Here is a 26,112-nt window from a genome sequence, read left to right on the forward strand (position 1 = left end):
CCCGGTTGATTGGATCGTGTTCGACGGCAGGTCTCCTGGCTCACGGATGTCTGTCGCTCATCTGCCTTCCCGCGATGTTTCGCAGTGGCATGGCCCTTAAGGCCCGGGGATGGTCGACAATCCGCTTACAGTTGCGGGGGCAGCCACGGTCTTGGTCCCTTTTGGGTCGTCCGCACCGTGTTCCCTATTAATCCCTTCGGAGTCGTCTTCCGGGAACCGTCGCATTCCCCTTATGATGCGCCCATACCCGCGTCAAGGCGCAGATGCTCGCTTGCAAAAGACACTGCCGCGTCTTCGTCGAAAACGGGACGTATGCAGGCCGCGATGGATGGCTTCGCCTGCTGCGCGAGCGTGCGTCGCATCGGCATCTTGCCCTTCAAGGCGATGCCATGCCATTAGAATAGCTTGATTTCTGGAGACGAATACATGGCGGAAAGCACGGTGCTCGGGCGAGCGTGGAAATGTCTGGTAGTGGCGGCGTCCTTGTTCATGGCGAGCGCCGCCAGTGCCACGCCCGTTCTCGTCGTCGATCCCGATAGCCATCAGGTGCTGTACGAGGAGGATGCCGGCGTGCCGTGGTATCCGGCGTCGACGACCAAGCTGATGTCGGCCTTCGTGACGTTCGAAGCGCTGAAGGCGGGCGAGGTGACGCTGACGACGCCCGTGACCATGACGCGCAACGCGACCAAGCAGGCGTTCCTCGAATCCGGGCTGACCTTCGGCCGGGCGATGACGCTCGAGGATGCGCTTTTCGCCATGATCACCGCCTCTGCCAACGACGTCGCTGTCGCCGTCGCCGAGACGGTCGCGCCCAACGAGGCCGCCTTCGTCAAGCGCATGAATGACGCGGCGGCGCGTCTGGGGTTGACCGGCACCCATTTCGCCAACCCGAACGGTCTGTTCGACAAGACCAACTATACGACTGCACGGGACCTCGCGATCCTCGGCATGGAAGTGGATCGGCAGTTTCCCGAATACCGACGCTTCTTCCTCGCGTCGTCGGTCACCATCGACGGCAAGGAGATCAAGTCCAACAATCTGCTGCTGACCCGCTATCCGGGCACGACGGGGATGAAGACGGGCTTCCTGTGCGCATCCGGCCGCAATATCGTCGGGCTCGCCGCGCGAAACGGCAAGCGGGTGATGGTGGTCATTCTGGGGGCGACGACAGAGCGTGAGCGCAACGAACGCTCCGCCCAATACATGACCCAGGCCTTCGAGGGGCGGCTTTCCGGCGGGACACGCGTAGAGGACCTGGCGAACCGCAAGGATGTCGCCCCGCAGGACATGCGCGTTCGCCTCTGCACCGATCAGAGCGCAGCCTACGAGGCAAGCCGCGACGCGCTCTACCCGATGGGGCTGCCCGGCCACGAGAGTTATCTGCAGGGCGAGACGAAAGGCGAGGTTCACACCATCAGCACATGGGCGGACGATACGGCCGTGGATGTGCCGATACCGGCACGCCGGCCGTCCTAAAGCATTTCCGGTGAACTCTGGTTCACCGGAAATGCTTTAGGTTTTGTTTTACCGCATTATCCGACGCCAAAGCGAATTCGCTTCGGCTGGAAATGCTCTAGTCCGGCGTCATGATGGCTCGGAGGCGCGCTCCAGCGTCTTCAGCATCGTCCGTTCCGCCAGGTTGAGGTAGGCATCGAGCTGCGCGGCGGCCTCTTCGCGCTTGTTCTGTTCAAGCAGCGTCGCGATCTCGCCGTTCATGTCCACGAAGGGCGCGTGCAGGTGCGCCGGGTCTTTCAGCAGCCCGAAACAGAGCCGCAATTCCGCTGATATGCGCTCGTAGAATTCGCTGATGCGCGTGCTGTCCGCGAGATCGATGATGGCGGCGTGGAAGGTCATATTCGCGCTGCCGACGCCCGTCCAGTCACCGGCGTCGCGCCGCTCGCGTCCTTCGGCGACCGCATCGCGCATCGCCCCGATGGCCGCATGCTGATGCCAGGCCTGGCGCAGGGCAGCACATTCCAGCATGCGCCGCACGCGGTATATGTCGATGACGGAGGCCATGGTCGGGACCGCGACGAAGACGCCGCGGTTGGCCTCGTGGCGCAGAAGGCCGTCCTTGGTCAGCAGGCGGAACGCCTCGCGCAGCGAATTGCGCGATACGTCGAAGCGCTCGCTGAATGCTGCCTCGGACAGGCGCTGGCCGGGCGAAAGCTCTCCGGCGATCAGCAGTGCGCGAATACGCCGCGCCAGGCGGTCGGCAAGCGGCAGGCCCGGTCCATCCTCTGTCATTGCGTGTTTCCTCGCCCCATCATGTCGCTCTTCACTAAGGATTGATTGTTGAACAATATTGATGTTTTTGTTCTTTCATGTAAAGTCTCCATATCTGAAAGATACCCATGGAGGGAACATGACGGCGATGGATCTCAACAGCGATCTCGGCGAGGGCTACGGCGCTTGGCGCATGGGTGACGACGCTGCGATGCTTGCCATCGTCTCCTCCGCCAATATCGCCTGCGGGTTCCACGCGGGCGATCCCGCCGGCATCTATCGCACGGTGAAGGCTGCCGCCGCGAATGGTGCGGTGGTCGGCGCCCATGTTTCCTACCCTGATCGCGTCGGATTCGGACGGCGCGATCTCGATATCACCACGGAAGACCTGGCCGCCGACGTCATCTACCAGATCGGCGCGCTGAAGGGCATCGCGGCGGCGGCGGGGACGACGGTCCGCTATGTGAAGCCGCACGGAGCGCTTTACAATCGCATTGCCTACGATGCCGGGCAGGGGCAGGCGGTGATCGATGGCATTCTTGCGGTCGATCCCTCGCTCATCCTGATGGGGCTCGCCAATGCCCCGATCCTTGATCTCGCCCGACGCGCGGGCCTTTCCGTCGTTGCCGAGGCCTTTGCCGACCGAGCCTATACGCCGAAGGGCGAACTGGTCTCGCGTCGCGAAGCCGGCTCGGTTCTGCATGATGAGACCGTCATCGCAAACCGGATGGTGCAGCTTGCCCGCGGCGGAACGCTTCAGGCCATCGACGGCAGCACGATCCAGATCGAGGCGCAGTCGATCTGCGTGCACGGCGACAGCCCGGGCGCCGTTGCCATCGCGCGTGAGATCCGGCGTCGTTTCGAGGCGGAAGGCATTGCCATCCGTTCCTTTGCCGAACCGGCCTGAACGTCGTCCTCGCCGGGACTGTCCTGAAACATCGCCTTCGCGAGGCTCCGATGCGCGTTCTCCCCGTCAGCCTGACCACGGTTCTCGTCGAACTTGCCGATCTCGACGAGACGCTCGCACTCTTCGCGGCATTGCAGGCTGAGCCGATCGACGGCGTCGAGGAGATGGTGCCGGCCGCCCGTACGCTGATGATCCGTTTCCGGCCCGAGGTGATTTCTCCGGCGGCGCTTGCCGAACAGGTCGGCCGGCGCGATCTGTCGGCCCGCATCGAACCGTCCCGGCATCTGGTCGAGATCCCTGTGCACTATGATGGCGAAGACCTTGCCGATGTCGCGGAACTGACGGGTCTCAGCGTCGCGGAGGTCATCCGCCGGCACACCGGGAGCGAGTTCACCGTCGCCTTCTGCGGTTTCGCGCCGGGATTCGGCTATCTGGTCGGCGGCGATCCGGCGCTGCATGTGCCGCGCCGCAAGAGCCCGCGCACCCGCGTTCCCGCCGGTTCCGTCGCGATTGCCGGCGCTTTCAGCGGCGTCTATCCGCAGGAGAGCCCGGGCGGCTGGCAGATCATCGGCAAGACACCCGTCAGAATGTGGGACATCGATCGCGAACCGGGTGCTCTGTTGCAGCCCGGATACCGCGTCCGGTTCCGCGATATGGATGCGGCCGGCGGGTCCATCGATGTTCCCGGACCGCTCCCGCGCCCCGTACCGGTTGGACGCACCGAGGGGCCGCAGTTCAGCGTGCTGGCCGCGCCGATCCCTGCTGTTTTCCAGGACCTCGGCCGCTTCGGCCAGACGGGGCAGGGCGTGTCTGCCTCCGGCGCGCTGGACCGTTCGGCCTTCAACGCCGTCAATCGCGTGGTTGGCAATCCCGTGAACACGCCGGCACTGGAACTCACGCTCGGCGGCTTCAGTTTCGCCTGTAATGCGCGAGCGGTGATCGCGTTCGCCGGCGCAACCGTATCGGTGACCGTACGCGATCATGCGGGTATGAGCCGGGAGTGCCAAACCTATGCACCGATCGCGCTGGAGCCCGGCGATATCGTGACCATCGGTCATCCGCGCAGGGGCATGCGTACCTACCTGGCGGTCAGGGGCGGTTTCGAGGTGGCGCCGGTGCTGGGCAGTGCTGCGACCGATACGCTCGCCGCGGTTGGACCTCCCGTTGTCATGGCCGGCTCCGTGCTGGCGCTGAAGCAGGAGACAGCGGGGCTTTCGAGCGTCGCGCTCGACGAGACTGCCGCCTTCGATCTGCCGGGTGCCGATGATGTCGTCACGCTCGATGTCGTGCTTGGGCCACGCACCGACTGGTTCACCCAACAGGGGTTGGAAACGCTGACGAACCAGCTCTGGCAGGTCACCCCGCAATCCAACCGCATCGGTATCCGCCTGGCCGGCGACGTGCCGCTGGAACGCAGGGATAGCGCCGAGCTGCCGAGCGAAGGCACGGCGACCGGTGCGATCCAGGTTCCGCATAGCGGCCAGCCGGTGCTGTTTCTCGCCGACCATCCGCTGACGGGCGGTTATCCGGTGATCGGGGCCGTCGCCGACCACCATCTCGATCTGGCGGGGCAGATCCCCGTCAATGCGAAGATCCGTTTCCGTCCGCTCGGCCCTTTTGCCGACATTGCCGGGACCCGTTAGGAGACATGCCGTGAAGAAAGTCCTGATCGCCAATCGCGGGGAAATCGCTGTCCGGATCGTGCGGGCCTGCCGCGACTACGGCCTGCAATCGGTCGCCGTCTACGCGGACCCGGACGCGGATGCGCTCTTCGTGCGCCAGGCCGACGAGGCCTACGGCCTCGATGGGGTGCGGCCGGCCGAAACCTATCTCGATATCGAAAAGCTGATCGCCATCGCCCGGCGTTCCGGGGCGGATGCCGTGCATCCCGGTTATGGCTTCCTCTCGGAGCGGGCGGAGTTCGCGCGCGCCGTGCTGGAGGCGGGCCTCACCTGGATCGGCCCCGACCCCGAGGTCATCGAGGCGCTCGGCGACAAGGTCGAGGCGCGCCGGATCGCCGCTCAAGTCGGAGCGCCCCTCGTGGCCGGCAGCGATGGTCCGGTTTCGTCCTCTGCCGAGGTCATTGCGTTTGCCAAGCAGCATGGATTGCCTGTCGCCATAAAGGCGGCGCACGGCGGCGGCGGCAGAGGTCTCAAGGTCGCCTGGAAGATGGACGAGATTGCTGATCTCTACGAATCGGCCGTGCGCGAGGCAACGGCCGCTTTCGGCCGGGGCGAGTGTTTCCTCGAGCGGTTCCTCGATCGCCCGCGCCACGTCGAGGCGCAGGTCATTGCCGACAGGCATGGCAATGTGGTGGTGCTCGGCACCCGCGACTGCTCGCTGCAACGGCGAAACCAGAAGCTCGTGGAGGAAGCACCGGCCCCTTTCCTGACCTCACGACAGCGCGAAACGATCCATACGGCGGCGAAGGCGATCTGCGCTGCGGCCGGCTACACCGGCGCCGGGACGGTGGAGTTCCTGCTCGGCGTGGACGGCACTATCTCATTTCTCGAGGTGAACACCCGCCTCCAGGTCGAGCACCCCGTCACGGAAGAAACGACCGGCATCGATCTCGTCGTCGAACAGTTCCGCATTGCAGACGGCGAGCGCCTATCCGTCCTTGAAACGCCTGTGCCGCGCGGTCACGCCATCGAGTTCCGCATCAATGCCGAGGATCCCGGTCGTGGCTTCCTGCCGACGCCGGGCACGATCACCGTCTTCGAGCCGCCGTCGGGCCCGGGCGTGCGGCTCGACAGCGGCGTAGCGAATGGCGCCTCCATCCCCGGCGTCTTCGATTCCCTCATGGCCAAGCTGGTGGTGACGGGTGCCACGCGCGAGGAGGCGTTGCGCCGCGCGCGCCGCGCCTTGCGGGAGTTCCGCATCGAGGGCGTCGCCACCGTCCTGCCGTTCCACCGCGCGGCCATCGAGACCGCGGATTTCATCGGCACCGACGGCTTCAAGGTCCACACGCGCTGGATCGAGACGGATTTCGCGGCCATGCCGGAAGCCGCCGCGCGGCCTGAACCGGCCGCCGACCCGGCGCTGATCCGCACCCATGTGGAAATCGACGGCCGACGCGTCGCGCTGGCCTTGCCGACCATGCTGCTTGCCGGTCTGGGAGGGGCGGGACAAGGCCCGACATCCGCTGCGAAAGCAACTCCGACCGAAGACGCGATCATTGCGCCGGTCTCCGGCACCCTCCAGGCCTTCCGGGTTGCAGACGGTGCGGAGGTAGCAGAAGGCGACCTTGTCGCCGTGATGGAGGCGATGAAGATGGAAACGCAGGTCTTCGCGGCCCGCGCCGGTCGTCTGCGCCGGCGGGTGGAGGAGGGCGGCTATGTCAACGCCGGTGATACACTGCTGATCTATGAGCCATGACGACACGCCCCAAATGACTCATTGACCGGAGGAACGCGGGCCTGCCTAAATGCGCGCGCGGAGCGCTGCGAAATTGCATTGGCGCTGTCCGCACAGAATGGCGTCGAGCAAAGGAAATCGGCAGATGCGCAATGTGACGGTCGCGGCCACCCAGATGGCCTGTATCTGGGACGAGAAGGCCAATATCGAGCGGGCCGAGCAGCTTGTCCGTGACGCGAGGGACAAAGGCGCCGACCTCGTGCTGATCCAGGAGCTCTTTGCGGCACCCTATTTCTGCCAGGACCAGATCCACGATTTCTTTTCGCTGGCGCAGCCCTTCGAGGGCAACACGCTGATCGCGCGTTTTGCCAAGCTTGCCGCCGAACTCGGCGTCGTGCTGCCGATCAGTTACTTCGAGCGTGCCGGCCAATCCCATTTCAACAGCGTGGCCATTATCGATGCCGATGGCAGCGTCCTCGGCAACTACCGCAAAAGCCACATTCCGGACGGACCCGGCTATACCGAGAAGTTCTATTTCTCGCCGGGGAACACCGGTTTCAAGGTGTGGGATACGCGCGCCGGTCGCATCGGTGTCGGCATCTGCTGGGATCAATGGTTCCCTGAATCCGCACGCTCCATGGCCCTGCAGGGGGCAGAAATCCTGCTTTACCCGACGGCCATCGGCTCCGAACCCCACGATCCCATGCTGGATTCCAGTGCGCACTGGCAGCGTGTGATGCAGGGACACGCCGGCGCCAACCTCATGCCGCTCATTGCCTCGAACCGCATCGGCACGGAAGAAGGCCGTCACGGCACGAAGATCACCTTCTACGGCTCGTCCTTCATCGCTGACGCCACGGGCGCGAAGGTCGCCGAGGCGGATCGGGAGACGGAAACGGTGCTGACCGCCACATTCGATCTCGACGCCATCGATCATCAGCGCCGATCCTGGGGCGTGTTCCGCGACAGGCGGCCGGAGCTCTACAGGCATTTGGCGACACTGGACGGCCATGCGGTCTCGTAACGTCGACCGCCAAGAGGAGATGACACAGAGCCGGACGAGACGTTCGGCTCTTTTCGTATGCGTAAAGCTCAGACTTCCAGATAGGAAGAGATGAAGGCCGCGATATCGTCCTGCTGGCCGCCCGTTTCAACCGCCGTCTCGGGTTGGGACTGGATATCCTGCGGCGCGCCGGTGTCTTCCGCAGCGGTGCGGAAGCTAGACGGCGAGGCCCCCGGCCCACGCGGCAGCGCGTCGATCTGCGACTGGCTCATTGCGGCGAGCTGGCCGGGGGTGAAGGCATTCGCCTGCTCCGGCGTCAGCCCGGCAAGCGCCGCCGTGCTCAGACCCGAGATGGCGTTGGTCCCCAGCGCGACGATGTTGTCGATCGGGAAGGCCGCGAGGGCTGCCGGGCCAAGTGCTGCCGTCTGCGTGGCGGTCAGCGCGCCGGCCTGCTCCGTCGAGAGGGTCGCGACCTGGCTGGTGCTCATGGCGCCCATCTGGCCGTAGGTGAGGGCGGCGATCTGCTCCTTGCGCAAGGCTGCCACGCTTTCGGTCGACAGCGCGCCGATGACGGCCGTCGTCAGGCCCCTTATCGCCGACGAACTCATCGACGCCAGTTCTTCCGTCGAGATGGTTTCCATATGCGCGGGCGTCAGGCCGGCCGTGCCGGGCGAGCTGAGGGCGGCGATCTGCGCTGCCGACAAGGCCTCGACCTGTTGCGTCGAGAGCGCGGCGACCTGCGCGCTGCTGAGGCCGGAAATGGCGCCTGTGCTCAACGCGGCGATTTCGGCGGTTTCCAGCGTCGCCAGATATGAGGACGGCAGGCCCTTGATGGCCGCCGATCCGATGGCGGCGAGCTTGTCCGTCGAAAGCGTATCAAGGGCCGCACTCGACAGGCTGCCGAGTGCGGCGGAACCGAGCGCCGCAATCTGGCTGGCGGACAGGGCTTCGGCCTGTTCGAAGCTCAGGCCTGCGGCCTGCGGGCCAGTGAGCCCGGCAAGACCGGCAGGGCTGATGGCGGCAAGCTGGCCGGGGGTAAGTGCCGCGATATCGGCTGCGCCGAGGGCTGCGATCTGCTTGGAGCCGAGGGCTGCGATCTGCTGGGTGGAAAGACCGGTGATCTGCGTCGAGCCGAGCGCGGCAATCTGGCTTGTGGAAAGGCCACCGATGCCGGCGGGGCTGATCGCCGAAATCTGTTCGGGCGAGAAACCGGCGATGATGGCCGCCGCCAGGCCCGCAATGGCCGCCGAGCCGATGGCGGCGATTTCCGCCGTGGTGAACAAGGCGATGTCGGCGGCATCGAGGACGGCGATCTGCTTGGAGGAGAGCGCACCGATCTGTGTGGCGGTCAAGGCCTCGATCTGCTCCTCGGTGAGGGCATTGATCTGCGCGCTCGACAGGCCGGAGATGCCGGCCGTGCTGAGAGCGGCGATCTGGGCTGTGGTAAGCGTCGCCAGCGTGGCGGTCGACAGGCCGAGGACGGCCCGCGAGCCGAGTGCGGCGATATCGGCCGTCGAGAAAAGCGAGAGATCGTCAGCACTGAAGGCCGCGATCTGCTGTGAGGTCAGCGCACCGACCTGTGTCGGCGTCAGCGCCTCGGCCTGCCCGGTCGAGAGCGCGCCGATCTGTGCGGTGCTGAGGGCTGCGACGGCGGCCGTGCTGAGAGCGGCGATCTGCGCGGGCGAAAGCGCGGCAATGCCCGCCGTGCCGAAGGCCGCAATCTGCGTGGAGCCGAGCGCGGCGAGCTGAAGATTTGTCAGGGCTTCGAACTGGCTGGCGCTGAGCGAAGATACCTGCGCGGCGGTAAGGCCCGCCGCGTTGAGGGCGGCGATGTGGCCTGCCGGAAGGGCCGCGATAACGGCCGTCGGCAACCCGGCGACAGCCCATGAGCCGATAGACGCGATCTCGGCCGTCGTGAAGGTGCCGATATTCTCGGCGCTGAAGGCGGAGATCTGGGCAGATCCGAGCGCCGCGATCTGCGCGCTGGTGAGCGCCTCGGCCTGTGCGCTGGAGAGGCCGGCGATCTGCGCCGCGGTGAGGCCCGGGATCGCGCCGGCGCTGAGCGCGGCGATCTGCGCAGACGAGAAGCCTGCAAGGTTCTGCGGCGTCAGTGCGGCGATCTGCCGGGAGCCGAGAGCACCGATCTGCGCCGTTGTCAGGGCTTCGAGCTGCGCGGGGCTGAGGGCGCCGATCTGCGCGCTGGTCATTCCCGAAAGCCCGGCGGGGCCAAGAGCTGCGATCTGGCCCGTGGAGAGCGACGCCAGCATACCTGTCGACAGGCCGGCCATGGCGGTGGAACTGATGGCCGCCATGTCGGCCAGCGAGAAGGTGTCGAGCTGTTCGGCACTCAGCGCCGCGATCTGGCGGGAGGTGAAGGCTGCGATCTGCGCCGGCGCCAACGCTTCGGCCTGGGCCGTCGAAAGTGCGGCGACCTGTTCGGTCGAAAGGCCCGCAATGGCAGCAGTGCCAAGGGCGGCGATCTGCGCGGGCGTCAGCGACGCGATATATTCCGGCCCGAGCGAGGCGATCTGGCGCGCATCGAGGATGCGCACCTGGTCCGGCCGCAGCGCATCGAGCTGCGTGCTGGTCAAGGCCGCGATCTGGCGCGGCTGCAGCCCGCTGATCGCCGCTGTGCTCAGCGCCGCGATATGGGCCGTCGAAAGCGAGGCTATGATGTCGCTTGAAAGGCCGCCGACGGCCGTTGCGCCGATGGCGGCGATCTCGCGCGTCGTGAAGGTGGCGATCTTGTCCGTCGTGAAGGCGGCAAGCTGCGTGGAGGACAGGCTGCCGATTTGCGTGGTGGAAAGCGCCTCCGCCTGTGCCAGGCTCAGCGCGGAAATCTGCTTCGTCGTCATGCCGCTGATGCCGGCCGTGCTGAGGCCTGCGATCTGCGCCATCGAAAGCGCGCCGAGCGCGTCCGTCGAAAGGCCGGCCATCGCGCCCGCGCTGATCGCGCCCATTTCCTGGACGGAGAAGGTGGCGATGTCGTCAGGGCCGAGCGCGGCGATCTGCGCCGAGCTCATCGCGGCAATCTGCGTGCGGGTCAGTGCCTGTACCTGTCCGCTGCTCAGGGCATCGATCTGGCGTGTGCTGAGCGCGCCGACAGCTGCGGGGCTGAGCGCGGCGATCTGTGCCGTCGAAAGCGAGGCAAGGGTTGCGGTGGTGAGGCCGGCGATGGCGCCCGCCGTGATCATCGAGATGTCCTTCGTGGAGAAGGCGGCGATGCTGTCGGTGCCGAACTGCGCGATCTGTTCGGAGCTCAGCGTTCCCACCTGCGCGCTCGTCAGGGCCTCTGCCTGGGCGATGTTCAGCACGGCGAGCTGCTGGGTCGTGAAACCGGAGATGCTGCCGGCATTGAGACCGGCAATCTGCGCCGTGGTGAGCGCTGCGATCTTTGCGGTGCTGAAGGCCGGGATCTGCGTCGAGGTCAGGCCCGCCATCTGCTTGGCGGTGAGCGCCGCGATCTGCCCGGCACCGAGCGCATTGATCTGGGCTGACGTCAGGCCGGAAATGCCGCCCGCGCTGATGGCGGCGATCTGCGCTGTCGTCAGGTTGGCCAGGTTGTCGCTGCCCAGTGCCGCGACCTGGCTCGAAGACAGCGAACCGATCTGGGCTGGCGTCAGCGCGGCCAACTGACCCGATTGCAAGGCGGAAATCTGGTCGGTCGCGAGACCCGCAATGGCGGCGGCGCTGAGGCTGGCGATCTGGGCGGGGGTGAGGGCCGATACATTGCTGCCGAGCGCGCCCAGCTGTGCGGATGTCAGCGCCTTGACCTGGCTGGAGGACAGCAGGCCGATCTGCTGGGATGTCAGGGCCTCCACCTGGACGCTGGTTAGGCTCGCGACGGCGCTGGTGGTGAGCGCGGCAAGCTGGGCCGAAGACAGGCCCGCCAGGAGGTCCGTGCCGAGCCCCTTGAGGGCGCTGCCGCCGATCGCCGTTATCTGCGCGGGCGTCAGGGCCTGGAGGTCCTGGAGTTCGAGTGCTGCGATCTGTGCGGAGGTGAGCCCGCCGATCTGCGTCGTTGTGAGCGCGCCGATCTGGGCCGTCGACAGGGCTTCGACCTGCTCGGCGGTGAGGCCTGAAAGCGCCGAGCGGCTGAGGGCCACCGTCTGCTCCGTGGTGAGGCCGGCCAGCGCACTGGCCGTCAGGCCTGATATGGCCTTGTTGCTGATCGCCGCGATATCGGCGGTCGAGAACGTTGCGAGTTCCTCGGGCCCGAGCGCGGCAAGTTGCGCGGAGTTCATGACGCGGACCTGGGTCGGCGTGAGCGCCTCGACCTGCGCGGTCGTCATGGCCTCGATCTGCTCGGGCTTGAGGCTGGCGATGATCCCCGTGCCGAGGACGGCGACCTGCGCGGGTGTCAGCCCGGCAAAGAAGCCTTCGCTGGCGGCGCTGATCTGCGCGGGAAGCAGGGCGGCGATCTGTGCGGTGGTGAGGGCGGCGAGTTGGCTGGATGTCAGTTCGGCGAAGGCAGAGCTGGACAGTCCGGGTATCGCCTTCGCGTTGATTGCTGCGATGTCGTCGGTCGAGAAGGTTGCGATGCCGGCCGAACCAAGCACGGTCAGCTGTTTGGCACTCAAGGCGCGGACCTGGGTCGGCGTGAGTGCCTCGATCTGGCCCGGGCTGAGGGCCGCGATCTGTTGCGTGGTCAACCCGGCGATGACACCCGAGCTGAGCGAGGCGATCTGGTCCGTCGACAGGGCCGCGAGCGCTGATGTGGAAAGACCAGCCACCGCCTTGCCGTTTATGGCGCCGAACTGTGCAGGCGAAAGTTCGAGCAGCGCACTGGACGAAATGGCGGAGATCTGCCCCGCATTGAGGCCGGCAATCTGTCCGGTGGACAGCGCAAGCAGCTGTTCGCTCGTGACGCCGCGCATCTGCGTCGTGGTCAGGCTGGCAAGGACGGCGGTGCTGAGCGCGGCGATGTGGCCGGCCGGCAGACCGGCGATTGCGGCGCTGCTGATGCCGGTGATCGCCTTGTTGGTGATGGCGGCCATGTCTTCGGCAGAGAAGGTCGACAGCGCTTCGGCGCTGAGCGCCGCCAGCTGCTGCGCGGTCATGAAGCGGATCTGGGCCGGCGAAAGGACCTCGACATCGAGCACGGCGACCTGGGCAGGCTTCAGCGCACCGATCTGCGCGCCCGTCATGGCCGCGATCTGGGCGCTGTCGAGAGCTGCGAGCGTTTCCTTGCTCAGGCTGCCGATGGCGTTGGTCGGAATGGCCGCGATCTTGGCTGGAGAGAAAGCGGCAATGGCTTCGGGCGAAAGTGCGCCAACCTGGGTCGGCGTCATCGCCTTCACCTGGGCGGGCGTGAGAGCCGCTGCCTGTTCGGGCGAAAGGGCCGCGATCTGCTGTGCGGTCAGGCCGGCGATGGCCTTCGGGCTGAGGGCTGCGATCTGCGCCGGCGTCAGGCCTTCGATAGCATCCGTGCTGAGACCGCCGATGGCGTTGCCGGCGATGGCCGCGATATCTTCCAGCGAGAAGGCGGCGATGGAAAGACTGTCGAACGCGCCGATCTGGTTCGCCGCGAAGAGCTTGATCTGGCCGGGCGTGAAGGCTGCGGCCTGATCGCTATCGAGCTCGGCGATCTGATCCGCCGTCAGTCCCTTGACGCCTGCCGGGCTTATGGCGGCTATCTGGGCGGGCGTGAACCAGCGCAGACCTTGCGCGCCGAGGGCCGTGATCTGTTTTGCGTCGAGCGCGCTGATCTGGCTTGCGCTCAGCGACTCCACGAGCGTCGCGACTTCGCCGTCCAGCCCTGCGATTGCGGTCGTGCTGATACCCTTGATCGCCTGGTTCGACAGGGCGGCGATGCTTTCGCTCGACAGTGCCGCAAGGCTTTCGGCCGAGAAGGCGCCGAGGTGGGTTGCGGTCAGGGCGCGGGCCTGCGCGGGGGTAAACTCGCCGATCTGATCGGGCGTGAGTGCCGCGGCCTGGGCGGCCGTCATGCCTGCAATGGTTTTCGGGTCGAGGGCCGCGATCTGCTCGCCGTCCAGCGCGGCGATCATGTCCGGGCTCAAGCCGGCGATCGACTTGGCCGAGATCGCGGCCATGTCGGCGGGAGAGAAGGTGACGATGCCGGCCGGGCCGATGGCGGCGAGCTGCTGGGCGGTGAGCGCCCGGACCTGCGCCGTCGTGAAGGCCTCGATCCGATCGGTGTCCAGAAGCTTGATCTGTGAGGTCGTCAGGCCGCCGACCGCGCCGGTATTGAGCGCGGCAATCTGCTCGGTGGAGAATGCCTGGATGGCATCCGGGCCGAGTGCTGCGATCTGAGCGGGTTTCAGAAGGGCGACCTGCTCGACGGAAAGCGCCTCGATCTGCTCCGCAGTGAGCGCCGCGGCCTGCGCGGATGTGAGCCCGGCCAGCGAAAGGGGCGTAAGCGATGCGATCTGGTCGGTGGAGAGCGCGGCGATTGCCGCGGGGCTGAGCCCCTGAACCGACTTGTAGCTGATCGCCGCCATGTCCTCGGCGGAGAAGGTCGCGACTTCCTCAGGACCGAGCGCGGCGAGTTGCGCGGCGCTCAGCATGTTGATCTGGCCGGGCGTCAAGGCCTCGGCCTGTTCGCTCGTCAAGGCACCGAGCTGGGCTGTCGACAGCGCGCCGACCTGACCGGTCGTCAGGCTTTCGATCGCGAATTTCTCGAGGACGCCGATATGTTCCAGCGACAGGCCGAGAATGGCGCCGCGTGAGATCGCGCTGATGCGCGCGCCCAGCACGCCGATGTCTTCCGCTTCCAGCGCGGCGACTTGCGCGGAGGAAAGCGCGCCCAGCTGGCCAGTCGAAAGCGAGGCCACGTCTTCCGTCGTCCACTCCCGGATCACATCCGGCTTCAGCTGCCGGATCTGGTTGATGGTGAGCGATGAAACGACCGACGTCATGAGCAAAACCCTGAAAAAATAGCGAAAAGAACGCGCGATTCCACAACTAGGCAGGCTTCTCCATACGTGGATGAGCTTGCCTGAGCCTGTCTTTTTGCCTTCAGGTATTCTTGTGGGGCCTTTGGATGTCCCTGGAAGACCGCAGCTTTTGCCCGTTCGCCTAAGGCCGGCCGGTGCCACTTTCTGCTTGTTCGCGCATGGGCGCGGTGCAGGCGTGGATGACATCGGCAATCTGCCGGAGCTGGCGGACGAGCGGTGTCGCGTTGCGCCAGATCATGCCGATGGTGCGTGATGGCGAAGGGGCGGGAAAGCGGGCGATGGAAACCTGCGCCGACCGCGTTTCGACCGGAACGGCCATTTCGGGGATCAGGGTGATGCCGATGCCTGCCCCCACCATCTGGACCAGCGTGGAAAGGGAACTGCCTTCCATGATTTCACGCGGACGGGCGGAGCCGATCCGGCAGAAGGAGAGCGCCTGCTCACGGAAGCAATGGCCTTCCTCCAGCAGCAGCAGCCGCATTTCGCGCAGTGCATCGCGCTCGGGCACGGGTTTTCCCGCGTCCTCGTGCCGCCGGACGAGCACGAAATCCTCGTCGAAGAGCTTGAACTCCGTCAACGAGGGCTCGGAGACCGGCAGGGCCACGATGGCCATGTCCAATTCGCCCTGTGCCAGCTCCTGTATGAGGCGTGCAGTCTGGGTCTCGCGCACATCGATCTGGATACCCTCGAAGGTGCGGTTGAGTTCGTTGATGACGACAGGCAGCAGATAGGGGGCAACCGTCGGGATGATGCCGATGCGCAGGCGTGCGAGGAACGGATTGCGCGCGGCGCGGGCGAGCTCGCCCAATTCATCTACGGCGCGCAAGATTTCGCGGACCCGGTGGGCGAAGATCTCGCCGAAGGCTGTCAGCTTCGCATCGCGCGCGGTGCGCTCGAAAAGGTCGTTGCCGAGCTGGTCCTCCAGTTCCCTGATCTGCATGGACAGCGCGGGCTGGGAAATCGCGCAGGCATCGGCGGCTAGGCGAAACCGGCCATGCCGGGTCAACGCCTCGAAATATCGCAGCTGTTTCAGGGTCAAGTTCGCCATAAGAATATCTTATCGGGATAATCAGTAAATCCAACTTAAATTTATCGTATCAGTCGGCTATGAAGGAGGCAACGAAGGCGCGGCGATCTGTTTGCCGTCATGCAAGGCGGCTAAGGTCGTTTTGTGCTTTCCGCCGATCACTGGGCATTTGACGAACAGGAGACCATCATGGACCAGAAAACCGACACCGCGGGCAAGTGTCCCGTCGCGCATTCCGTCACGAAGGGTCGCTCCAACCGCGACTGGTGGCCGGACCAGCTGGATGTCCAGGTGCTGCACACGCATTCCAACCTGTCGGACCCGATGGGCGAGGCCTTCAATTATGCCGAGGAATTCAAGAAGCTCGACCTGGACGCGCTGAAGCAGGACCTCCATGCGCTGATGACGGATTCGCAGGAATGGTGGCCGGCGGACTTCGGTCATTACGGCGGCCTCTTCATCCGCATGGCCTGGCACTCTGCCGGCACCTACCGCATCACCGACGGCCGTGGCGGCGCGGGCATGGGCCAGCAGCGCTTTGCGCCGCTCAATTCGTGGCCTGACAACGTCAACCTCGACAAGGCCCGCCGCCTTCTCTGGCCGATCAAGCAGAAGTACGGCAACAAGATCTCCTGGGCCGACCTGCTCATCCTGACCGGCAACGTTGCGCTCGAATCCATGGGCTTCAAGACCTTTGGTTTCGCCGGCGGCCGCGCCGACGTCTGGGAGCCCGAAGAGCTTTATTGGGGGCCGGAAGGCACCTGGCTCGGCGACGAGCGCTATAGCGGCGAGCGCGAACTGGCAGAACCCCTCGGCGCCGTCCAGATGGGCCTGATCTACGTCAACCCGGAAGGCCCGAACGGCAACCCGGACCCGCTCGCATCGGCGCGCGATATCCGTGCCACCTTCGCCCGCATGGCCATGAACGACGAAGAGACCGTCGCGCTCATCGCCGGCGGCCATACCTTCGGCAAGACCCACGGCGCAGGCGATGCCTCTTTCGTCGGCATCGATCCCGAAGGCGGCGAGCTGGAAGCACAGGGTCTCGGCTGGAAGAGCACGTTCAATTCCGGCGTCGGCAAGGATGCGATCGGCAGCGGTCTGGAAGTCACCTGGACCTCGACGCCGACCAAGTGGAGCAACAACTTCTTCTGGAACCTGTTCGGCTACGAGTGGGAACTGGAAAAGAGCCCGGCCGGAGCACATCAGTGGGTCGCCAAGGGCGCCGGTGCCACGATCCCGGACGCGTTCGATCCGAACAAGAAGCACCTGCCGCGCATGCTCACCTCGGACCTCGCGCTGCGCTTCGACCCGGAATACGAGAAGATCTCCCGCCGCTTCCTGGAGAACCCGGACCAGTTCGCCGATGCCTTTGCGCGCGCCTGGTTCAAGCTCACCCACCGCGATATGGGCCCCAAGGCCCGTTACCTCGGTCCGGAAGTGCCGGCTGAAGACCTGATCTGGCAGGATGTCATCCCCGCTGTCGACCATCCGCTGGTCGACGAGAAGGATATCGCCGATCTCAAGGCCAAGGTTCTGGCCTCCGGTCTTTCGGTGCAGGAACTGGTGTCCACCGCCTGGGCTTCGGCCTCGACCTTCCGCGGTTCCGACAAGCGCGGCGGCGCCAATGGCGCACGCATCCGCCTGGCTCCGCAGAAGGATTGGGAAGCCAACCAGCCGGAACAGCTTGCCCGCGTGCTCGGCGTTCTCGAAGGCATCCAGTCGGACTTCAATGCAGCCCAGACCGGCGGCAAGAAGATCTCGCTTGCCGACCTTATCGTGCTCGCCGGTGGCGCGGGTGTTGAGAAGGCGGCGAAGGATGGCGGCCACGACGTGACCGTGCCTTTCACGCCCGGCCGTATGGATGCGTCTGCCGAACAGACGGATGCGGCCTCCTTCGCTGCGCTCGAGCCGCGTGCCGATGGCTTCCGCAACTATGTGAACGCCAACCGCAAGCAGTTCCTCAAGGCAGAAGAAGCCCTCATCGATCGGGCTCAGCTCCTGACGCTGACCGCACCGGAACTGACGGTGCTGCTCGGCGGCCTGCGCGTGCTGAAGACCGGTGCGCCGGAGCATGGCGTCTTCACGCACCGCCCGGAAACCCTGACGAACGACTTCTTCGTGAACCTGCTCGACATGGGCACGGTCTGGGCCCCGCTCGCGGGCCAGAACGGCGTCTACGAAGGCCGCGATCGCAAGACGAACGAGGTCAAGTGGACCGGCACCCGCGTCGACCTGATCTTCGGTTCGCATGCCCAGCTGCGTGCACTTGCCGAAGTCTACGGCTCGTCCGACGCCCGCGAGAAGTTCGTGCGCGACTTCGTCGCTGCCTGGAACAAGGTCATGAACGCCGACCGTTTCGATCTCGCCTGATCGAACGATCGTCGCATCGAAAACGCCGCGGACAACCTCCGCGGCGTTTTTGTTTGGAAGGCGAACGGGCCGATGCGGGCCATGTCCGGCCGCGGACAGCGCTCTCCATCCCACTTGATAGGCGTTACCTATCAAGCCATACGAACCGTCCCCTTGATCATTCCTGACGGATCGCAAATATCGCGGCCATGGACACACCCTTTATCGGTAAGAAATCCTCCGCGGCTGGTGGCTGGGGAGCGCTGAAGAGCTGCGGAAAACGTCTTCTGGAGAGCGGCATGCCGATCTCCGGGGCACGCACCCTGCTGAAGGCCAACCAGCCCGACGGCTTCGATTGCCCGGGCTGCGCCTGGGGTGATCCCGCCCATGGCTCCTCGTTCGAGTTCTGCGAGAATGGCGTGAAGGCCGTCGCGTGGGAATCGACCGAGAAGCGGGCGACGCCGGCCTTTTTTGCCGCCAGTACCGTTTCCGAACTGCGCAAGCTCAGCGATTATGAGCTGGAGCGAAACGGGCGGCTGACGCATCCGATGCGCTATGATGCGGCAAGCGACAAATATCTGCCGGTGGCCTGGGACGAGGCCTTTGCGGAGATCGGCGGCATTCTCAAGGGGCTCGATAGCCCGGATCGCGCCGAATTCTACACATCCGGCCGCGCCAGCAATGAGGCGGCCTATCTCTATCAGCTTTTCGTGCGCATCTACGGGACAAACAATTTCCCCGACTGCTCGAACATGTGCCACGAGGCGAGCGGCGTCGGCCTGAAGCAGGCGATCGGCGTCGGCAAGGGCACGGTCCTGCTTGAGGATTTCGAAGCGGCGGATGCGATTTTCGTGATCGGCCAGAACCCCGGCACCAACCATCCCCGCATGCTGGGCGACCTGCGCCGTGCGGCCATGCGCGGCGCGCGTATCGTCGTCTTCAATCCGATCCGCGAACGCGGGCTTGAGCGCTTCTCCGACCCGCAGGACAAGATCGAGATGCTGCGCGGCGGGGCGACGGACATCGCCAGCCACTATTTCCAGCCACAGCTCGGAGGCGACATGGCCGCCGTGCGCGGCATGGCAAAGGTCGTGCTGGCGGCCGAGGATGCGGCCGTTGCCGCCGGTCTTCCTTCCGTTCTCGACCACGCTTTCCTTGCCGAGCACTGCGCCGATTTTGCCGCCTACCGCGCGGCGGTCGATGCGACGGGCTGGGACGCGATCGAGGATCAATCGGGCCTCACGCGTGCCGAGATCGAACGGGCAGCCGAGGTCTATATGAAGGCCGACCGGGTGATCTGCACCTGGGCGATGGGTGTCACGCAACATATCCATTCCGTTGCGACGATCCGCGAGATCGCCAACTTCATGTTCCTGCGCGGCAATATCGGCCGGCCCGGGGCCGGCCTCTGCCCGGTGCGCGGCCATTCCAACGTTCAGGGCGACCGCACCGTCGGCATCAACGAGAAGCCGCCGAAGGCTTTTCTCGATGCGCTGGAGACACATTTCGGTTTCAAGGTGCCGCGCAAGGACGGGCACAATGTGCTGTCCGCCATCGGTGCCATGCTGGACGGGTCGGCGCAGGCCTTTATCGGCCTTGGCGGCAATTTCGCGCGCGCGACACCCGACAGCGCCCTCGTCGAGAAAGCTCTGAGTGGCCTCAAGCTCACGGTCAACATCGCCACCAAGCCCAATCACTCGCACCTGATGCCGGGCGAAGTGTCCTATATCCTGCCCTGCCTGGGCCGCACGGAAATGGACCTCAACTCAGCCGGCCAATCGCAGTTGATCAGCGTCGAGGACTCCATGAGCATGGTGCACGGCTCGGCGGGCATCAATCGCCCGGCCTCGCCGCATCTGCTGTCCGAAGTCGCGATCATCGCCGGCATCGCGGCGGCGACCGTCGGCGACGGCGTCGTCGACTGGCGGGCGCTCGCCGACGACTACGACCGGATCCGCGACCATATCGAGGCAACCATTCCGGGGTTCGAAGACTACAACAAGCGTCTGCGCAAGCCGCGCGGCTTTCACCTGCGCAACACGGCGGCCCACCGCGAGTGGAGCACGCCGGCCGGCAAGGCGACCTTCTTCACCGGCCCGCTGCCCTCGGAGACGGTGCACCAGCGCGCCAAGCGCGGCGGCGGACGCTATGCGCTGCAGACCTTCCGGTCGCACGACCAGTACAACACCACGGTCTATGGCCTCGACGATCGCTATCGCGGCGTCTATGGCGAACGCCAGGTGATCTTCATCCATCCGGAAGACCTGAAGGCCATTGGGGCCGAAGCCGGCGAACGTGTGGATGTCGTCGGTGATCATGACGATGGCGTCGAGCGTATCGCCGCCGATTTCCGCTTCGTGCCCTACGATATCCCGCGCGGCAGCATTGCCGGGTATTATCCGGAACTGAACGTGCTCGTGCCGCTCGCCAGCGCCGGCGAGGAGAGCGACACGCCGACCTCCAAGTCGATCATGGTGACGTTCCGCAAGCGGGCGGCGTGAGCGCCGCCGCACCCGATGCGGACGACTTCCTTGCGGCAGTCGGGCAGTTGCAGCAAAGAGATCCTGGCCTGACCGCGCTCGAGGCCGGACTTCTTGTCGCCGCCCACGCCGATATTGCCCGCGACAGCCGCACCTTTTCGCGGCTGCTCGACATCGAGCATGCGCTGGTGCTGCGCGCGGTCAACGGCCTCGCACAACGCGAAGGATTGCTGCATATCGAAAAGCGGGATGGCCGCACGATGCGCACGCATTTCACACTCGGTGAGGCGGCGGCGCATCTTTTCGCGGAGGATATGCGGTGAAAAAAAGCCCCGCACGAAGCGGGGCAGCAAGCGCCACGGTTTGGCTCCCGGTGACGCGGGGAAGCTCGCGAGAACGCGAGTAACCCCAACTACGGTTTTGACCATCGGCAAGGAAGGTCTGATATGGCGAATCGGGTACGGTTGATTAAATAAACCTGCGTGAGAAATTATCTTGCGGGCTTCAAGGCGGGAACACATTTGCGTAGGACGGTTCGCTCGCCGGATCGTGTGTTTACAGGTGCGGGCGCGCCGCTTAGCCGCCAGCACCTCGATCATCACCCCATCACCAAAACCTATGACGTGATCTTATTGTTTCATGAGGTTCCGGTCGCTTCACGCTTGACACAGAAAGCCGAGCGCTGACAGATTTCGTTGTCAGACATCTTACATAATAATGGGGATCAAGGCTGACCTACCTAAGGAGGACCATATGAAAACGCTCTTCATGCGATTTGCCGCCGGCGCCGCGTTCCTGGCGGCTGCGGTATCGGCACAGGCCGGAGAAACGCTCGACCGCGTCATGGAAAAGAAGGCGATGGTTGTCGCCACGAACAGCGGCTGGCCACCCCAGAGTTACCTCGACGACAACAACGAGATGGTCGGCTTCGACATCGATGTATCGCGCGAGATCGCCAAGCGTCTCGGCGTCGAGGTGAGCTTCGATACGCCGGACTGGCAGACATTGACGGGTGGCCGCTGGCAGGGTCGGTACGACCTCGGCGTCGGCTCGGTCACGCCCACCAAGGCACGCGCGCAGGTCATCGACTTCGTCGGGATCTATTATTACAGCCCCTATGTCTATGTCGTGCACAAGGACAGCGAGGCCAAGTCCGTCAACGACCTGAACGGTAAGGTCATCGGTGTCGAGACCGCGACGACGTCCGAAGACTTCATCAACCGCCGCCTCGAGATCGATGCGCCCGGCCTTCCGCCCGTGGAGTACAAGCTGGAACCGGGCGAGGTCCGCACCTTCGCCGATTCCATGCTGCCCTTCGACGATCTGCGCCTTGGCGCGGGCGTTCGCCTCGACGCCGTCATCGCGCCGGAACAGACGGCGATGAACGCCATCAAGAACGGTTATCCGGTCAAGATCCTCGAAGGGGAATATGCCTTCCGCGAGCCGCTCGTCGTCATCGCGGAGAAGGTCGACCCGGAATGGACCGCGAAGGTAGGCGGGATCATCGAGGAAATGAAGAAGGACGAGACGCTGGGCCAGCTGACCACCAAGTGGTACGGCAAGGATTACAGCGCCGACTGAGGCAAGGCCGGCGCGGGCGGTCTTCGTCCGCGCCATTCATTTCCAGGGGGAGCATGCCGATGGCCTATCCGGACACCTATTACAAGAGAACCATGGCGGACGGCGCGACGCGCGGGGCCCTTTCGGGCACGGTCGAATGCGACGCGGTCATCATCGGTGGGGGCCTGGCCGGTCTGTCGACCGCCCTGCAACTCGCACGGGCCGGCAAGCGCATCGCGGTGCTGGAGGCCGAAAGCGTCGGCTTCGGCGCGTCGGGACGCAACGGCGGCTTTGTCAGCGCCGGCTATGCGACTGATGGCGACGATATCGCCCGGATCGCGGGCAAGGAAACGGCACGCAAGCTCCACATGCTTTCCATCGAGGGTGTGGATTTCGTTCGCGACAATATCAGGGCGCTCGGCATCGACGATGCCAAACCCGTGCCCGGCCTCATGAGCGTGCTGCGCTACGACGATGCTGCAAGTCTCAAGGCCTATGCCGATCAGACCCGACACGACTACGGCTATGAACTCGAATATATGGACCGCGACGCCGTTCGGTCAGTCCTGAAGTCGGAGCGCTATTTTCAGGCGCTGCGCAATCCGAACGCCTTTCACATCCATCCCCTGAACTACCTGCGCGGGATCGCACGCGAGATCGAGCGTCTCGGCGGATTGATCTTCGAACAATCTCCCGCAACGGCGACGGCGCTTTCCGGACCCGAAAAGCGGGTGAAAACCGCAGGCGGCGAGGTGCGGGCGCGGGACGTCGTGTTTACGACGGGCGGCTATACGGGCGGCCTCAACGGCAGGCTGAAGCGCTCCTTCCTGCCGATCGCGACGTATGTCATGGTCAGCGAAGAGGCGCCGGAGCTGATCGCGTCGGCCATCGCCACGCGCGACGCCATCGGCGACAACCGCAGGGCAGGGGATTATTACCGCGTCATCGACGATGGCCGCCGGCTTCTCTGGGGTGGACGCATCACCACGCATGCCGCCTCGACGGCCGGTCTCGTCAAGGAGCTGCGTGCGGAGATGGTCGGCACCTATCCGCAGCTCGCCGGCCTTAAAACGGAACTCGCCTGGTCGGGCCTCATGTCCTATGCCCGCCACCTGATGCCCCAGATCGGCCGCATGAGCCCGGGTGTCTGGTATTGCACCGCATTCGGCGGGCACGGGCTGAACACCACGGCGATCGGCGGCAAGGTGATTGCCGAAGGCATTCTCGGCGCCAGCGATCGCTACCGGCTCTACGAGCCTTTCGGCCTCGTATGGGCCGGCGGCCTTGCGGGGCTTGCGGTGGCGCAACTCACTTACTGGAAGCTTCAGGCACAGGACTGGTGGCGCGAGCGCGCAGCCTGAACGTCTGACACGGGAAAGGACGGAACATGATCGGTCGGCTGATACTCTCCTATCCCGAAACCGCGCGCAGGGTCGGGAGCCTGCTGATCCTCGCCTTCGTGGTAGTGGCCCTCTATGCCCTTGGGGTGAGCCCGGCGTGGATGGGCCATCTGCTGCCGTCGTCGGCGGGGTGGGTCAAAGCCAATCCGGGTATCGGCCGGCTCGTCTCGGCACTGCTGATCGCGCTGATACTCGCCGCGAACTGGAAGGCGTTGCGCCAGCTTTCACGGCGCCAGCAGATCGTGGCCGTCTGGCTCGAGCTCTTCGCGTTGCTGATGCTGTTCTTCTATTCCTTCGATCTGTCCTTTGCCTTCATCGCCAAGAAGATCGGCTTCCTCATTTCGCAGGGCGTCGTCACCACGCTCTATATCTCGGCCATTTCGATCGTCATCGCGACGATCATCGCGCTCGCCGGCGCGATCGCCAAGCTGTCAAGCAATGGCGTGATCTACGGGCTTGCGACCTTCTACACCTCGCTTTTCCGCGGTCTGCCCCTGCTCATGCAGATCTACATCATCTATCTCGGTCTGCCGCAGGTCGGTTATGTGATCGGCGCCGTGCCGGCGGGCATTCTTGCGCTCTCGCTCTGCTACGGCGCCTACATGACGGAAATCTTTCGCGCCGGCATCCAGAGCATCAGTCGCGGCCAGACGGAGGGTGCGACGGCGCTCGGTCTGAGCGCCGCCCAGACCATGATGCTGGTCATCCTGCCGCAGGCGATGCGTGTCATCATCCCGCCCACCGGCAACCAGTTCATCGCCATGCTGAAGGATTCCTCGCTCGTCTCGGTCGTCGGCGTCTGGGAGATCATGTATCTCGCCCGCACGCAGGGCCAGACCGAATTCCGCCATATCGAGATGCTGATCACCGCGTCGATGATCTACTGGATCCTGTCCATCGGCCTGGAATTCGCCCAATCCCGCATCGAAGAGCGCTTCGGCCGCTTCAACGCTCGTTGAAGGGGCTTGCATCAGAACGGCTGCGGTTCCTGCGGGAAGCCACCGACATGGGTGCAGGCCAGTGCCGCATGGTCACGCCCGGCTATGAGGCAATCCAAGAGCGGCCGTTTGGCGATACGGGCGGCCAGGAAGCCCGCGATGAAGCTGTCGCCCGCGCCCGTCGTATCCACGACCGGTACGGTCAAGCTGCCGATCTCGACGCGTTCAAGCCCGTCGCCGGCAATCGAGCCGTTGCTGCCACGGGTGACCACGGCAAGGGGCGCACCGTCGTCAAGCAGCTTACGCAGCATAGTCTCTGCCTTGCCATGGTCGTCGCCCGCTGAGGCAAAGACGACGGAAAGGCCCGCGATGCCCAGATTGGCCGGATCCGCATTGACGGAAATATCCTGTGAGACGCTGACGCCCGCCGCTGCAAGGGTTCGCCGCAGGGCGCCGCCATCGTCCAGCCAGCCGATATGGACATGGTCCATGGTCTTGAGAACCGCGGTTTCCGTATCGTCGGGTCTGTAGCCGGCACAGGCGCCGAAATCCTCGTGGACGAAGATGCGCTCGCCCGAGGGCGTGATCTCGATATCGGTATAGGCCGTTATGCCGGGGCGTTTGCGCAGATATGTGACATCCACCCCGTTTGCGGCCAGCGCCGCGCTCGTCCGCCGGCCGTCTGTGTCTTCGCCGACCGCGCCGAAGTAGAGCGCCGTATGTCCAAGCCGCGCAAGCTGCACGGCGACATTCACCGCGTTCCCGCCCACAAGCGATTGCGAAAGCGGCGGGCCGAAGCGATCTATGCAGTTATCGCCGACGGCGGCGAACTTAAGGCGCGTCATGAGCATATCAAGGCAAGGCTCTGAAATTATGGACGTCGGCTCCTGCATTGCCGGCTTTCAGGCTATCGTCAAGCCGCGGTTTCAATAGGCGACCCGCTTGTAGTAGCGCCGGGTCGTCAGCGGATGATTGCGCATGACCTCCAGATGGGCGCTGATACGTTCGAGAACGGTTGCCAGCACCACGGGTGAGACAAGCGCTCGGACCTCCGCCGAAAGGCCGGGTAGCGCAAAGGCGGCGGTGTCGAGCACGGTCAGCCTTTCGGTATATTGCGGTACGAAGGATGCCACGCGCTCTGCCAGCGGCCGCAATTCGTCTTCGCCCTTGAAGAGGATGACGCTGACATCCTTTTCCACCAGTTCCAGCGTGCCGTGGAAGAAGTCCGAGGCGTGGACGGGGCGGGTGCGTATCCACTGCATCTCTTCCAGGATGCACATGCCATAGTAGAACGCTTCCGGCCAGACGTTCCCCGCGCCGGTGATGATATGATAGTCCGATCCGGCTAGAACCTTCGCAAAGGCTTCCGCCTGTGGCTCGTAGGCGCGCTTCACCTCCAAGAGCAGTTCAGGCATGCGATCCAGCCCGGCGACGATATCATCGTGGTTCACGATCTCGCCGCGATGGTGCAGGATCGCCAGCGCTATGAAGAGGGATTGCAGGTAGAAGGATTCCGACGAGGTATCGTCAGCCGCGGCGTTGACGAAGACATGGTCGCCGCCTTGCCCGAGCGGCGTATCCGCATTGCCGACAAGGGTGAGCACGGTGGCGCCGATCGATTTCAGCTTCTCCAGCAGCGCCACGCTTTCCTTCGTCGTGCCGGAAAGTGACGGCATGACGACGATGGACCTGTTCGTCAGATGTGCGGAGCCGGTGATGACGAGTTCGGCCGGCATGTCGATGAAGGCGGGAAAGCGCGAGCGCCGTTGCAAAAGCTGGGCCGCCGGCTGCATCAGGATCGCCGCACCGCCCGTGCCGAGGAAGAAGATGTTTTCGGCACCGGCGTCGAGGCAACCAGCGATAACGGTCTCCAGGCGCTGCCGCAATGCGACTGCGCCGGCCTGGATGCGGAGGAATCTCTGTTCGTCGAAGTTTAGCATGACGG

At 64.9% G+C, this 26,112-nt stretch carries 16 protein-coding genes and 1 riboswitch; of the genes, 11 read left to right on the forward strand and 5 right to left on the reverse strand.

All coding sequences use genetic code 11. The annotated features are described in order from the left end of the window. Positions 1-7 precede the first annotated feature (7 nt). Positions 8-236, reverse strand: a riboswitch (cobalamin riboswitch). 190 nt (positions 237-426) lie between these two features. Continuing rightward, positions 427-1,476: a D-alanyl-D-alanine carboxypeptidase family protein gene (locus GR158_RS07235; RefSeq protein ID WP_160870537.1), complete on the forward strand. Its 1,050-nt coding sequence runs from the start codon at positions 427-429 to the stop codon at positions 1,474-1,476. A 108-nt stretch (positions 1,477-1,584) separates the two neighbouring features. On the opposite strand, the gene GR158_RS07240 is transcribed toward GR158_RS07235, so the two are convergent. After that, positions 1,585-2,247 (reverse strand): GntR family transcriptional regulator, encoded by a 663-nt coding sequence (locus GR158_RS07240; RefSeq protein ID WP_160870538.1) that lies wholly within the window; start codon positions 2,245-2,247, stop codon positions 1,585-1,587. Between the two features lie 118 nt (positions 2,248-2,365). Here GR158_RS07240 and GR158_RS07245 point away from each other — a divergent pair, with 118 nt between their 5' ends. From GR158_RS07245 to aguB, 4 genes are all read left to right on the forward strand, one after another. Continuing rightward, positions 2,366-3,133, forward strand: a complete 768-nt coding sequence (locus GR158_RS07245) for a LamB/YcsF family protein (RefSeq protein ID WP_160870539.1) — start codon at positions 2,366-2,368, stop codon at positions 3,131-3,133. 50 nt (positions 3,134-3,183) lie between these two features. Then, positions 3,184-4,776 (forward strand): 5-oxoprolinase/urea amidolyase family protein, encoded by a 1,593-nt coding sequence (locus GR158_RS07250; RefSeq protein WP_160870540.1) that lies wholly within the window; start codon positions 3,184-3,186, stop codon positions 4,774-4,776. Between the two features lie 10 nt (positions 4,777-4,786). Continuing rightward, complete coding sequence (locus tag GR158_RS07255; RefSeq protein WP_160870541.1) at positions 4,787-6,511, forward strand: biotin carboxylase N-terminal domain-containing protein; 1,725 nt, start codon at positions 4,787-4,789, stop codon at positions 6,509-6,511. Positions 6,512-6,635: 124 nt separating this feature from the next. Continuing rightward, positions 6,636-7,514: an N-carbamoylputrescine amidase gene (gene aguB / locus GR158_RS07260; protein ID WP_160870542.1), complete on the forward strand. Its 879-nt coding sequence runs from the start codon at positions 6,636-6,638 to the stop codon at positions 7,512-7,514. Between the two features lie 68 nt (positions 7,515-7,582). On the opposite strand, the gene GR158_RS07265 is transcribed toward aguB, so the two are convergent. Both GR158_RS07265 and GR158_RS07270 read right to left on the reverse strand, forming a co-directional pair. Beyond that, positions 7,583-14,371 (reverse strand): S-layer family protein, encoded by a 6,789-nt coding sequence (locus GR158_RS07265; RefSeq protein ID WP_160870543.1) that lies wholly within the window; start codon positions 14,369-14,371, stop codon positions 7,583-7,585. A gap of 160 nt (positions 14,372-14,531) precedes the next feature. Further along, positions 14,532-15,458 (reverse strand): hydrogen peroxide-inducible genes activator, encoded by a 927-nt coding sequence (locus GR158_RS07270; RefSeq protein WP_160870544.1) that lies wholly within the window; start codon positions 15,456-15,458, stop codon positions 14,532-14,534. A gap of 168 nt (positions 15,459-15,626) precedes the next feature. On the opposite strand from GR158_RS07270, the gene katG reads away from it, so the two are divergent. From katG to GR158_RS07300, 6 genes are all read left to right on the forward strand, one after another. Further along, complete coding sequence (katG, locus tag GR158_RS07275; protein WP_160870545.1) at positions 15,627-17,810, forward strand: catalase/peroxidase HPI; 2,184 nt, start codon at positions 15,627-15,629, stop codon at positions 17,808-17,810. A gap of 188 nt (positions 17,811-17,998) precedes the next feature. Continuing rightward, positions 17,999-20,290: an FdhF/YdeP family oxidoreductase gene (locus GR158_RS07280; RefSeq protein ID WP_160870546.1), complete on the forward strand. Its 2,292-nt coding sequence runs from the start codon at positions 17,999-18,001 to the stop codon at positions 20,288-20,290. Next, the gene (locus tag GR158_RS07285; protein ID WP_134648752.1) at positions 20,287-20,592 is read left to right on the forward strand and encodes a hypothetical protein; all 306 of its coding nucleotides are present in this window, start codon (positions 20,287-20,289) and stop codon (positions 20,590-20,592) included. The genes GR158_RS07280 and GR158_RS07285 overlap by 4 nt, the downstream gene beginning before the upstream one ends. Positions 20,593-21,022: 430 nt before the next feature. After that, positions 21,023-21,850, forward strand: a complete 828-nt coding sequence (locus GR158_RS07290) for a transporter substrate-binding domain-containing protein (RefSeq protein ID WP_160870547.1) — start codon at positions 21,023-21,025, stop codon at positions 21,848-21,850. A 59-nt stretch (positions 21,851-21,909) separates the two neighbouring features. Beyond that, on the forward strand, positions 21,910-23,190 hold the full coding sequence (locus tag GR158_RS07295) for an FAD-binding oxidoreductase (protein ID WP_160870548.1): 1,281 nt from the start codon (positions 21,910-21,912) through the stop codon (positions 23,188-23,190). A 26-nt stretch (positions 23,191-23,216) separates the two neighbouring features. After that, entirely contained in the window at positions 23,217-24,188 is a 972-nt protein-coding gene (locus GR158_RS07300) for an amino acid ABC transporter permease (RefSeq protein WP_160870549.1), read from the forward strand. An 11-nt stretch (positions 24,189-24,199) separates the two neighbouring features. On the opposite strand, the gene GR158_RS07305 is transcribed toward GR158_RS07300, so the two are convergent. Together GR158_RS07305 and GR158_RS07310 are read right to left on the reverse strand one after the other, a co-directional pair. Beyond that, positions 24,200-25,012: a PfkB family carbohydrate kinase gene (locus tag GR158_RS07305; protein ID WP_160870550.1), complete on the reverse strand. Its 813-nt coding sequence runs from the start codon at positions 25,010-25,012 to the stop codon at positions 24,200-24,202. Positions 25,013-25,093: 81 nt separating this feature from the next. Beyond that, positions 25,094-26,107, reverse strand: coding sequence for an SIS domain-containing protein (locus tag GR158_RS07310; protein ID WP_160870551.1), 1,014 nt, complete (start codon positions 26,105-26,107; stop codon positions 25,094-25,096). Positions 26,108-26,112 lie beyond the last annotated feature (5 nt).

The organism is Shinella sp. AETb1-6, from assembly GCF_009826875.1.
Taxonomy (GTDB): Bacteria; Pseudomonadota; Alphaproteobacteria; order Rhizobiales; family Rhizobiaceae; genus Shinella; species Shinella sumterensis.